Annotated in this window: 11 protein-coding genes and 1 tRNA gene; 10 read left to right on the top strand and 2 right to left on the bottom strand. The window is 40.5% G+C overall.

Translation table 11 applies throughout. From position 1 onward, the window contains the following. The first annotated feature begins 714 nt into the window (after positions 1–714). Both proB and WA256_RS15040 read left to right on the top strand, forming a co-directional pair. A complete protein-coding gene (gene proB, locus WA256_RS15045; RefSeq protein WP_054552442.1) occupies positions 715–1,821 on the top strand; it encodes a glutamate 5-kinase in 1,107 nt (368 codons plus the stop codon). Further along, a complete protein-coding gene (locus WA256_RS15040; protein ID WP_058583963.1) occupies positions 1,818–3,065 on the top strand; it encodes a glutamate-5-semialdehyde dehydrogenase in 1,248 nt (415 codons plus the stop codon). Before proB ends, WA256_RS15040 begins: the two co-directional genes overlap by 4 nt. Before the next feature lie 159 nt (positions 3,066–3,224). On the opposite strand, the gene WA256_RS15035 is transcribed toward WA256_RS15040, so the two are convergent. Next, positions 3,225–3,300 (bottom strand) — tRNA-Ala (locus tag WA256_RS15035). A 165-nt stretch (positions 3,301–3,465) separates the two neighbouring features. Here WA256_RS15035 and WA256_RS15030 point away from each other — a divergent pair. Continuing rightward, on the top strand, positions 3,466–3,852 hold the full coding sequence (locus tag WA256_RS15030; protein WP_054563498.1) for a hypothetical protein: 387 nt from the start codon (positions 3,466–3,468) through the stop codon (positions 3,850–3,852). After that, a complete protein-coding gene (locus WA256_RS15025; protein WP_058583962.1) occupies positions 3,853–4,353 on the top strand; it encodes a prolyl-tRNA synthetase associated domain-containing protein in 501 nt (166 codons plus the stop codon). On the opposite strand, the gene WA256_RS15020 is transcribed toward WA256_RS15025, so the two are convergent. Next, positions 4,320–5,456 (bottom strand): MFS transporter, encoded by a 1,137-nt coding sequence (locus WA256_RS15020; RefSeq protein WP_304636221.1) that lies wholly within the window; start codon positions 5,454–5,456, stop codon positions 4,320–4,322. The two genes, WA256_RS15025 and WA256_RS15020, sit on opposite strands and share 34 nt — an antisense overlap. Before the next feature lie 71 nt (positions 5,457–5,527). Between WA256_RS15020 and WA256_RS15015 the strand changes: the two genes are divergently transcribed. From WA256_RS15015 to WA256_RS14990, 6 genes are all read left to right on the top strand, one after another. Further along, the gene (locus WA256_RS15015) at positions 5,528–5,650 is read left to right on the top strand and encodes a hypothetical protein (protein WP_267237900.1); all 123 of its coding nucleotides are present in this window, start codon (positions 5,528–5,530) and stop codon (positions 5,648–5,650) included. Between the two features lie 38 nt (positions 5,651–5,688). Beyond that, complete coding sequence (locus WA256_RS15010; protein ID WP_063529912.1) at positions 5,689–6,228, top strand: DUF2058 domain-containing protein; 540 nt, start codon at positions 5,689–5,691, stop codon at positions 6,226–6,228. A 103-nt stretch (positions 6,229–6,331) separates the two neighbouring features. Beyond that, positions 6,332–6,655 carry a c-type cytochrome gene (locus tag WA256_RS15005; RefSeq protein ID WP_054552448.1) on the top strand — a complete coding sequence of 108 codons (324 nt, stop codon included), beginning with the start codon at positions 6,332–6,334 and terminating at the stop codon, positions 6,653–6,655. A 129-nt stretch (positions 6,656–6,784) separates the two neighbouring features. Then, positions 6,785–7,552, top strand: a complete 768-nt coding sequence (locus WA256_RS15000) for a class II aldolase/adducin family protein (RefSeq protein WP_054552449.1) — start codon at positions 6,785–6,787, stop codon at positions 7,550–7,552. 9 nt (positions 7,553–7,561) lie between these two features. Beyond that, positions 7,562–8,737, top strand: a complete 1,176-nt coding sequence (locus WA256_RS14995; protein WP_054552450.1) for a mandelate racemase/muconate lactonizing enzyme family protein — start codon at positions 7,562–7,564, stop codon at positions 8,735–8,737. Positions 8,738–9,150: 413 nt separating this feature from the next. Next, positions 9,151–12,171 (top strand): TonB-dependent receptor, encoded by a 3,021-nt coding sequence (locus tag WA256_RS14990; protein ID WP_062566633.1) that lies wholly within the window; start codon positions 9,151–9,153, stop codon positions 12,169–12,171. Positions 12,172–12,234: the final 63 nt, after the last annotated feature.

The following is a 12,234-nucleotide window of genomic DNA, read 5'->3' as shown; positions in this document are numbered from 1 at the left end:
CCTGCTAGGCTCGTTAAAAATTATTACACAATAAAATTGCGCGCCTAAGGTACTGTTAATAAATGTATATTTTCTATGTTTATGGTAAGTATAAAAGTTATGACTACTTTTTGCACTTGATCTTTGCCCCTGATTTCCCGTATTATAGTTCGTGTTCAAACAATTTGATATCTAAATAGTTATTAGCTTTAGAGACACTCTTTATAGCTTAGCTTTCTGAAAAGATACTTGTTTGCGACATTATTAGTGTTTTATACACTTTGTTTTCTAATTAAATAGAAATGAGCTCTAAGTTGTTCAGTACATATTTATTACGTGTTGAATAGAATATAAGTTCATTATCTGGTCAATGTTTAGCTCCCATCGTGGCAGCTAAATCTCGGTCATACAATCTACACCCTATCTGTTGGTGTACCAGATTGTATAGGCTCTATGTATGTTGTTATTAATAAAAGCCGCACACAGCTTTTTACAGCGATACATAAACAACACTTATCTTTTTTTATCAACTTATGGTTTATAACCGTTTGGTCTACTGACTGAATAAAAGTTGTGCTATATCTAATCGCAGTACTTGCGTGGCGTAGTCGTGTGCATAGATAAGTAGTTTGGCAAAGTGATAATAGTCAGTGCGTTTAGTAAAGCTAAGCGCGAGTCTTTTAATCAGTGGCAAATTGGCACTGAACAGATAGTAAAATGGAAAGTTGAACAGTTATGCAAAAGTTAAATTGGCGACGTATAGTACTAAAAGTAGGTAGCGCATTAATCGCACCCGAACAAGACGGGTGTCGCTCTCGTTATTTACTGACCATTGCACAGTTCATCGTTCGCTGTCGAGCGCAAGGTATCGAAGTTATTTTAGTATCATCGGGTTCGGTAGCTGCTGGTTCGCATTTATTCCCTGAACAAGAAAAGCGTTCAGTGACGATGAAAAAAGCAATGGCTGCTGCCGGTCAGACAGAAATGATGGCGATGTGGGATCGCTTCTTTGATTTCCCATCAGCACAGATTTTATTAACTCATGGTGACTTACGTGACCGTGAGCGTTACACAAGTATCCGTGAAACCGTTTTCACCTTACTTGAGCATGGTGTATTACCTATCATTAATGAGAATGACACGGTAACAACCGACGATTTAAAAGTTGGCGACAATGATAACTTGTCGGCAATGGTAGCCGCAGCTGCGGATGCCGATGCATTGATGATTTTTTCGGATGTTGATGGTCTATATGACAAAAACCCGAATTTGCATGAAGATGCAGTTCTATTGCCTGAAATTGATAGCATCGATGAATCAATTTACGCCATGGCCGGTTGTGCAACCAGTGCCGTTGGTACAGGTGGTATGAAAACGAAAATCGAAGCGGCTGAAAAAGCCACTTCACATGGTATTACAACCTTTATTTTAAATGGTTTTAAAGAAGAGACATTTAACCGACTGCTTGCGGGTGACAACCCAGGTACTATCTTCACACCATATGAAAAACCAATGCAAGAAGCAGTGCATTGGATGACTCACACAGCAAATGAGCAAGGTGAGGTTGTCGTTGAAGGTTCATTTGATGAATCATTAAAAGATGAAGACGGTTGTATTCGTAGCGATGAAATCGTTGCAGTACACGGAGAATTTGGCGTAGGCGATACCATTTTAGTTCGTAGTGATGATGGTACGCGCCTGGCAAAAGCAACAGCGAATTATAGTAGCTGTTTATTGAATTTTATTGCTGACAACGAGCAAAGTGAATTTAGCGAAAAAATGCAAGATTCAATCGGCCCAGTTGTTTCAGAGAAAGATATCGCATTATTGGAGAAGTCATGAGTTTAATTACGGATATTTCGAGTCAAGCTGCAAAAGCTGCAACCCAGTTAGCTTTACTTGATACTGCTACTAAGAATCAAGTGTTAACTGAGATGGCAGAGGCGCTACGCGAAAGCAAAGCCTTTATCATCAAAGAGAACGAAAGCGATTTAGCGGCAGCACGTGATAACAACCTTGCAGCATCGATGATTGACCGTTTAACGCTTAACGATGAGCGTATTGAAGCAATGGCCGAAGGTATCGAAGTAATTGTTAGCCTTGATGATCCTGTAGGTCAATTACGTGAAATTTCAGAGCGTCCAAATGGTATTAAGATCAGCAAGATGCGCGTACCACTTGGTGTTGTGTGTATGATTTATGAAGCACGTCCAAATGTGACGGCTGATGCCGGTGCGTTATGCTTTAAATCGGGTAATGGTGTTATTTTACGTGGTGGTAAAGAAGCACTACGTAGCTCGCAAGCAATCGCAAGTGTAATGCATAAAGTACTTGAAAAGCATGGTTTACCTGCTGCGTTGATTTCAGTGATCCCAGATCCAGACCGTGGTCTACTCATGGAGCTGATGCAACAGCGTGAAACAATTGATTTAATCATTCCGCGTGGTGGTGAAGGTTTAATTAATTTTGTAACAGAAAACAGCACTATTCCAGTGATTCAGCACTTTAAAGGTGTATGCCACCTTTATGTAGATAAAGACGCTGATTTAAACGTTGCAATCAATTTACTATTAAATGGTAAAACTCAGCGAACTGGTGTGTGTAATGCCCTAGAAGGCTTAGTGGTTCACCAAGATATCGCTGATGAGTTTTTAAACCTGTGTGCAGTTGTTCTTCGTCAAGAAGGCGTAAAAGTAAATGCAGATGCGAAAGCTGCCGAGTACTTTGATAATGCAACAGTACTTGCTGACGACGAGTTTGGTGAAGAGTACTTAGATTTAGAAATCGCAATTAAGGTTGTGCCTGACTTTGCTGGTGCCATTGATCATATTGCTAAATTTGGTTCAAACCACACTGAAGTGATTTGTACTAAAGACCAAGCTGCAGCTGAGTTATTCCAACGCAGTGTGGATGCATCTGTGGTAATGGTTAATGCGTCATCGCGTTTTTCTGATGGTTCACAGTTAGGTTTAGGTGCTGAGATTGGTATCGCGACAACTAAGCTACATGCTTATGGTCCAATGGGTCTAGAGTCACTTACAACTGAAAAATACTTAGTGAATGGCGAAGGCCAAATTCGTGAATAATCACTAAAAAGTAATTGCTTAAAAAGCCGGGCTTTGCTCGGTTTTTTTTGTGTTTAAAATAAAACGAAGACGGTAGAAAGACTAATAAAGTCGCTTTAATTTAGAATTTATTGGTTTTTATTAAAAATTTGGCAGATTGCCTAAAGAGAGGTAGGAAAGTGGTGGAGCTAAGCAGGATCGAACTGCTGACCTCCTGCGTGCAAGGCAGGCGCTCTCCCAGCTGAGCTATAGCCCCACATTCCTAAAAACAGGATGCTTAAGTCTTGCGTCTCAAGCGGGGTGAACTTTAAATATTTTTGCATTTGTGGTCAAGTATTTTTTTTAAAATGTTCGATTTTTTACTCTGTTGTTTTATTTTTGGTAGACTAAAGCGCATTCACTGTTCAAGGCTTATCCAATAATGAAAAAAATAGCATGGCTTTTGGTTGTTTTACTTGCCGGTTGCGCAAGCCAACAAGAAGCGCCTCCTTTTGAAATCAATAATAAGCAGTTTTACGAAAAAAATGATGAGCAAGGCAATAAAATCTTTGCCTATGTGGTGTCAGTTAAAGCACAGGGCAGACGCCCGATTAATCTCGATAAGCCAATGACACGCAGGCAGTTTAAAGATTTTGCCGAGCAAGAAGTATTTGAAGAGTCGAGCAACTTAAAACTTATGCTCGAAGACCAAGCGGTTGAATTATTAAATGAAGAGCTTAAAGAACGACAATACTGCGACGATAAACACGTTATTGACGAAGTATTATGGCGTGATTTAAGTGTGCAATTACGAGGACGTTGTTTGTAAATGTATGCAGATAAAAGCAAGTTAGCTGCTACGCTAGCTCAATTAGATATTAATTATGATGTGATTGAGCATCCACCATTACACGGCAGCTTAGATGCCGATAAGTTTATGCTCGATAGACCGGGCACACGTTTAAAAAACCTGTTTTTACGGGATAACGAAGGTAAGCGCCACTTTTTAGTGATCACCGCTCACGACAAACAACTCGACTTAAAAGCCATTGCTCAGCAGCAGGGGTTATCGCGTTTAGGGTTTGCATCTGATGAGCGATTAGCGCGTTATCTTAAAGTGCCACCGGGCTGTGTTTCTATGTTGGCACTGTTAAACGATAAGCAAAATAATGTCACTCTTTGGCTAGACCAAGAAATTTGGTTTAACGAGCTTTTTCATTGTCACCCTTTTGAAAATACTGCCACTTGGCTGATGAAAAAAGAGGATTTAGAGCTGTTTTTTGAAAGTACCGGGCATCAACCGCGTATCGTATTTCTACCTGCCAAATAAACTAAGCTTAAACCCACTAAGCAGACTAAAAGTAGCACGGTCATAAAGGCAACTTGGCCGTGTTGCTGATATACCAGCCCAGGCAATAACGAACCTAATGCGCCACCGCTATAATAAAACGATACATAACCGCCATTGGTGACACTTGCAGGTGCACTGCTGATTTTATTTACCAGTGGAGCGGCACTTGAGTGGATCACAAACATTGCGCCACAAAAGCCAGTAAAAGCAATAACAAAAAGTAATAACTGTTGGCTCATCAATAGCACCATCGTCAGGCTATAAAATACAAAAACCCAGGTTAGTAAACGCCAAGGTGTTGATGACTTTCGTAACAGCCAAGGTGTGGCTATAGAAGCTAGTGCACCAAGCAAATAACCGCTGTAAACCAGTCCGATGTCTCGGGTGTTAGTGATAGCAAAACTGTCTTGCAGAATGAAAGGTAAATAATTTAACAGTGCCGCAAAACAAAAGAACATACAAAACACCGCTCCGTAGAGCTTTAATACCAACGGATCTTTTAATTGCTTTAGATACAATAGCGGCGACTTTGCAGCATGAATACTCGCACCTTTGTTTGATTTAGGAATGGCGAGTGCAAACAGTACTAAGCCAAGCGCAATCACATAATAAAAACTTTGCCAGCTTAAAAAGTCAGTAAACAAAGCAGCGAACATACGTCCGAAGTAGCCACCAACAATGGTGCTGCCAATGTAAAGTGTCATATTACGTTGTAATTGGTCAGCCTGAAAAGTCACACCAATATAACTGGTCATAGCGGTGAGAGCCGCAGGTAGGGTGATCCCTTGTATAAAACGAACCAGTAATAGCAACTCAAAGCTTGGTGCTAAAGTAAAAGCGATACAGCTGATTGCTAACACAAACATGGCAATTTTTAGAATTGTGAGTGGGTTTCGCTTAGCTAAAAACAAGCCATACACTAAAGGAGCAATGGCTAGTGGCAACATAGTAGCGGTCATTAAGCTACCAGCAGTGGCTGGCGATACAGAAAAATGACTAGCAAATAATCCAAGTAAGGGTTGTGGGGCGTATAAAACAAAGAAAATAAACACAGAGCAAAGTAACAAATGTCGCAGCTGCATTTTTAGCTCCCAAGAGGAAAAGCCCTAGCTTATCGGGTACAGGTTTTTTTACAAGTTCAAAGGCGACTAAAATGATAAATCTTGCGTTAAATCAATATGTCATGATTTCATCGCGTGTTAATCTCACATCAATATACTCGATTGCTGTTAATCAAGTGGGCTCAGTACTGTTATTTGTTGGCAGAGCTGATTAAAATAACCCTAATACGCATTAATAAATTGGAATTTCGTCATGGGTTCATTACAAGATCAATTACTTAAGGCTGGTCTTACTACGGCACATAAAGCTAAAGTAGCCAAATCTGAAAAGCGCAAACAGCAAAAGAAGAAAAAGAAAGGCGCCACGAGTAATCCTAGCGATCTGCAAAAGCATATTGAGCAGACTAAGCTTGAGCAACAGAAAAAAGCCGACGAGCTTAATAAAGCGCGTTTAGAAGAGCAAAAGCAACGTGAGCAAGTGGCTCGCGTTAAACAGATTTTAGAGCATCACAATCAAGATGAGATCCGTGGTGATCGTACATTTAACTTCACTTATGAAAATAAAGTGAAAGAGCTCGAAGTAAACGAAAAAACACAAAAGGCCCTAGCTGGTGGCCGTTTAGCAATTTGTGTTTTAGAAGGCCAATTTTTTGTACTGGAAGACGAACCAGCACGAAAAGTCGCTGAAGTCAGCGAAGACTACATAGTGTTCCATGTTGAGCCTGAAGATAAGCAAAAGGATGAAGATGATCCGTATGCTGATTTTGAAGTACCTGATGATTTAATTTGGTAGTGACTGTTTCTATTGCCGTTACAATTTTCGGGTGCAATATTGTTAAATCATGGTCTACACTAAAGAAAATGTTTAATAACCCGTCAAAAAAGAGAAGATACAAATGAGCAAGATCACGAAAATTTTATGTGGGGCTGGCATTGCAATGGCTGCAAGCCTATCTTTCAACACTATGGCTGCGGATGGTGCAACACTATACACAGCTAAGCTTTGCCAAACTTGCCACGGTGCAGAAGGTAAAGCGCCTATCATGCCTCAGTACCCTAAATTAAATGGTCAAAATAAAGAGTACTTACTAGCACAAATGAAAGACATTAAGTCAGGTGCGCGTAGCAACGGTATGGCTGCTGCGATGAAAGCAATGGTTGCAAACGTATCTGAAGAAGAAATGGCTGCAATTGCTGATTACTTATCACAAGTAAAATAAACACCATTTTAGCGTGAAAAGGCCACATCAATTGATGTGGCCTTTTTGTATCACCTATTGATCATCTATTAATAGTAATTTAGACTTCTATACATCTATTTGTGCAGTGTCACATATACAAGGTTTTCCATGTTTGACTTACCAAAACTCGATTTAAAAAATAAAGTATCTGAACAAGAATGGCAGCTTCGTGTTGATTTAGCAGCATGTTACCGTTTAGTTGAGCACTTTAGATGGGGGGATTTAATTTATACCCACCTATCGGCACGTTTACCGGGCACAGATCACTATTTAGTTAATGCATTTGGTCTTAGTTTTGATGAAGTGACGGCATCTAATCTTGTGAAGGTCGATTTAGCCGGCAATATTCTTGATGACACGCCATTTAAAATTAATCCGGCTGGTTTTACTATTCACAGTGCCATTCATGAAGTTCGTGATGACGCTCACTGTGTTATTCATTTACACACAAAAGAAACCATCGCCGTTGCAACGCAAGAAAAAGGCCTGTTACCACTTAGCCAATACTCAATGTTCTCATTGCCATCATTGTCTTATCATGGCTACGAAGGGTTAGCGGTAAACAGTGATGAGAAAAAGCGCTTGCAAGATGATTTAGGCACTACTAATCACATGCTATTGGTTAACCACGGTGGCTTAACTGTTGGCCCAACAGTGGGAGATGCCTTTATGCGATTTTATGATTTGCAGCGTGCCTGCGAAATTCAATTGGCTATTCAAGCCAGTGGTCAAACGGCAATTCCAGTACCACAACCTATTATCGATAATATTTATAATCAAGCGAATGTCGTGCATAGCGGCAGCACCGGTGGCCAGTTAGCTTGGCCAGCCATGTTGCGTAAAGCTTATCGTCTTGATCCTAGTTTTGCTCAGTAAGGAGTAACCATGAAAGTTAATCGCGTCGAAGTGTTCGATATTCATTGTCCAGACAGACCTGCTTGGACACCTGTTTTTGTGCGTATTCACACCGATGAAGGTATTAGCGGTGTGGGTGAAGCGGGTCTGGCTTATGATTTAGGTCATAGCGCAGCTGCGGCAATGATCAAAGAAATGGCTGATGCCTTTTTAATTGGTCATGACCCATTTCAAACAGAAAAACTGTGGTCACGAATGCTACGCGAAAGCTTTTGGGGTTTAGGTGGTGGTCCTGTTGTATATGCAGCAATGAGCGCCATTGATACTGCACTTTGGGATATTAAAGGTAAAGCACTAGGCTTGCCTGTTTACCAGCTATTAGGTGGTAAAGTTAACGATAAGCTGCGTACTTATGCATCACAATTACAGTTTGACTGGGACAGCGAATTTAAAGCGCTTGTTCACCCAGAAGAATACGCAGAAGCAGCGCTTAAGGCGATGGCTGAAGGGTATGATGCGGTAAAAGTTGACCCAATCCAGTACGATAAAAACGGCAATACTTATTACGATCGCACTAACATTATTTCTCGTGCAGAAATGAAATTATATCGCGCGCGTATGCAGGCTATTCGTGAAGCAGTCGGTGACGAAGTTGACATTATTTTTGAATGTCACAGTTTACCTGGCGCAACATCAGCAATTCAAATTGGTGAAATTGCTGAAGAGTTCGATTGTATGTATTACGAAGAGCCTGTGAATTACTTAAATCATTCATTACATGCAAAAGTTGCTGACAAAGTAGCGGTGCCAATTGCAGGTGGTGAGCGTTTGTATAACCGCTGGGGTGTGCGTCCATACTTAGAAGATCAAAGTATTGATGTGCTACAGCCAGACTTAGGCCTGTGTGGTGGTTTCACTGAAACTAAAAAAGTGTGTGATTATGCAGATATCTTTGATGTGCGTATTCAAGCTCACGTGTGTGGCGGTCCAGTAGCAACTGCAGCTTCGTTACACTTAGAAACTGCGATTCCTAACTTCTTAATTCACGAACATCACACCTATGCGATTAAAAAATGGAACCGTGAGTTATGTATTCAAGATCCACAACCTAAAAATGGTTTCTTCCAAGTATCAGAAGAGCCAGGTATCGGTATTGAATTAAATGATGAAGTTGTTATGCGTTCTCAACGTGTTGAGATTAAGTAATACTAATTCACAATATCAGAGTTAAAATTTAATGTTGAATATTGATAAAGGCCCGTTAGGGCCTTTTTTGTGAAAAAATGTAATTGTTAATATTTATGTATTAGGCTTTTTTATTAAATAATAGGCATGTTTAAGCTGAATGCCGAATCTAAGTTTGCTAGCTTTAATGTTAAATGTTTTGGTTTATTTTGATGTTTTTAATATAACCCATCTCTGTATTGTTTATGTTTCTGAAATTATACAGGTTAAAACCCTTTGATTACATAGAGTTACATTTAACCCCTAATTCTAATAAATATGGTTTTTTTGTAATATATTTGTGTTTTTTAATTTACATTCTTGTTTCACTTTACTAATGTAATTGTGCCTATTTTATAGGCGCAAATAATTATAATTTAAACAGGGATACAAAAATGAAATCTATGTTTCGGAAAAGCATAACAGCGATAGCAGTTACTGCATCGCTAGGTTTAGCCCTTCCTGCATCTGCATCGGACGTAATTGGTTCTGTTCAGAATGTGGCAAATACCTCTTCTTACACTGTAAAAGTTAAAAATCCAGCAACAGGTTTAGAACGTACTTTAAATATTTCAGAAAATGGAACGTTCCGCTTTGCATCATTACCTTCAGGTAACTATGACATTCAGATTCTAAAAGACGGTAATGTTGTTGCTGAAGACAAAGTGCGTGTTTCTTTAGGTGCTAACTCAAAGGCAAACTTTGATTTAGCAAGTGTTGCAAACTCAGGCCCTGAAGTTATTCAAGTTGTTGGTGCACGTATTTCATCAATTGATTTATCGACAGCTGACTCAGGCTTGGTTATTACCGATGCTGAAATCGATCGTATGCCTATCAGTCGTGATCTTACTTCGGTTGCATTATTAGCGCCTGGTGCAGTTAAAGGTGATAGTGCATTTGGTAACACTGCGTCATTTGGTGGTTCATCTGTTGCGGAAAATGCTTGTTATATCAATGGTCTTGAAGTAACAAATACACGTCAAGGTCTAGGCTGTGGTGAAGTGCCATTCGAATTTTATGACCAATTCCAAGTAAAAACGGGTGGTTACTCAGCGAAGTTTGGCCGTGCGACGGGTGGTACGATTAACACCACAACCAAAAGTGGTACCAATGAATGGGAATTCTCTGCAGTTGTGCAATATTCTCCTGACTCACTTCAAGAAGAGGGTTCTATTTCACGTGGTAACCAAGGCGCGGGGCAAATTTTCCGAGATGAAAGCGTAGCTTCTGATAATAGCGCGGATGTCACTTTAGCAGTGGGTGGTCCGTTAATTGAAGATACTTTATTCTTCTATGGCTTAGTAAATCCTCGTGATACAGAGTCTACATACACTTGGGGAGGTGACGAATTCTCACCAAACGATCAATATCGTAAAGAATCAGCATCAGGCGGTGATAACCTTTTCTGGGGTGGTAAGCTTGATTGGGATATTACGGATAACCATCGCTTGAGCTATTTTGCTTACTCAAACCGTCGTGATATTGAGCGCTCTGTTTTTGAGTATGACAATGGTGCGATTGGTGATCGTATTGATGGCGCACTTCTAAAACGTGGTGGTAAAGCACAAAGCTTAAGCTATACAGGTATCTTAACAGAAGACCTAGTAGTTACAGCAATGGCTGGTAATATCAAAACTGAGTATGAAACTCAGTCTGAAAATCTAGTTTGTCCAAGTGTAACTGACTCGCGTGGTACTTCAAACCCAATCACTGGCTGTGGTGCTGGTGGTAGTTTTGGTGCAAATAACGATGACAACACACAATACCGCTTAGATGTTGAGTATGTGTGGGATGCACACGAAATTAGCTTTGGTATCGATTATCAAGAGCGTAAATCAGAGCGAATCAGCCAACCAATTGGTGGTCATAGCTATGATTATCGTACGCTTGCAGATAATGGTAGCTGGCAAGCTGATAATGGTGCACTAACCAATAACACAGGTGCTGCACTTGATTATGTTGAAGATCGTATCTTTGACGGTGGTGGTAGCTTTGAGTCAGAATTAACCGCTTACTATCTTGAAGATCACTGGCAAGTAACTGATGATTTTGCTGTTAAAGTTGGCCTACGTATCGACGAATTCGATAGCTGGGGTACGACAGGCAAGTTATTAACAAGCTTTAAAACAGACATTGCTCCTCGCTTAGGTTTCACATGGGATCCAACAGGTACGGGTGATACGAAAGTGTACGGTACATATGGTCGTTACTATTTACCAGTTGCTAATAACACGATTTTCCGTGCGGCATCAGGTGTCAGTGATATTACGACTGCTTATACGTATACGGGTGTGGATCCAACAACAGGCGCACCAACAGGCCTTGCTCCTTTAGCTGATACTATCGGTAGTGGTGGTTTAGCAAACTCACAACAAGTGAGTGGTGTACCTGTTATCCCTGAAAAAGATATTTTCCAAGCAAAAGAAGCGGATCCATTTTCTAAAGATGAGTACATCATTGGTGTGCAACAAGCACTTAATGATGAATACACCGTTGGTTTAAAAGGTACATATCGTGAAGTTGCAACTGCGCTTGATGATTACTGTGGCCGTTACGCATACCCATACTGCGTCATGATCAATCCAGGCTCTACATCAAGCTGGTACAGCGATGGTTATTACTGGAATGGTACTGATTGGGGTGATTCAAGCTTTGATAATGACGGTGTTCCAGATGCAGGCTCACTAACAACTTACTCAGCTGAAACAATCGGCTTACCGAAAGCAAACAATGAGTATACGTCAGTTGAATTTAGCTTGGATTACCGCGCGGAAACTATCCGTTACCAATTCGGTTATACTTGGGCACGTAGTGTAGGTAACTTCGAAGGTGCTGTTAAGTCTGATATCGGTCAAGCTGATGCGGGTATTACGCAAGACTTCGACTTCCCAGCAGTAATGGATGGTTCACAAGGTTATCAACCTAACGATCGTCGTCACACATTTAAGTTCTTCGGTAGCTGGGAACCAGTTGAAAACTTAACTGTTGGTTGGAATGCAACACTACAAAGTGGTCGTCCACAAAGCCTATTCGGTCAAGGTTATCCATCAAAAGATCCAAACCTAAATGGTGGCTGGGGTGATACTTTCTACATCTATACCAATGAGTGTCCAGACACTAATGGTGATGGCGAATGTCAACAAGACGAAAAAATCTATGAGCAGCACACTCGTGGTACAGCGGGTCGTACTCCTTGGACGTTTAACTTAGATTTATCAGCTGCATATGACTTCACGGTATCTGATATTGATATGCGTGCAACTATTAACGTATTTAACGTACTTAATAGCCAAGAGATGACATCTGCGAATGAGCATTATGAGCAAAATGAGGGTGAAGTTAACTCTTATTATGGTTCTGCGTATACATGGCAAGCTCCTCGCTCTGTTCGTTTAGGGTTTGAAGCTCGCTTCTAATCATAATAACAATCAATTTGATTGTCCCCCGACTAAAAAAGCCCGTAAGGGCTTTTTTTATAT

The organism is Pseudoalteromonas sp. CH_XMU1449-3 (genome assembly GCF_037027245.1).
Classification (GTDB): domain Bacteria; phylum Pseudomonadota; class Gammaproteobacteria; order Enterobacterales; family Alteromonadaceae; genus Pseudoalteromonas; species Pseudoalteromonas shioyasakiensis.
This window is presented reverse-complemented; position numbering and strand designations above follow the sequence as displayed.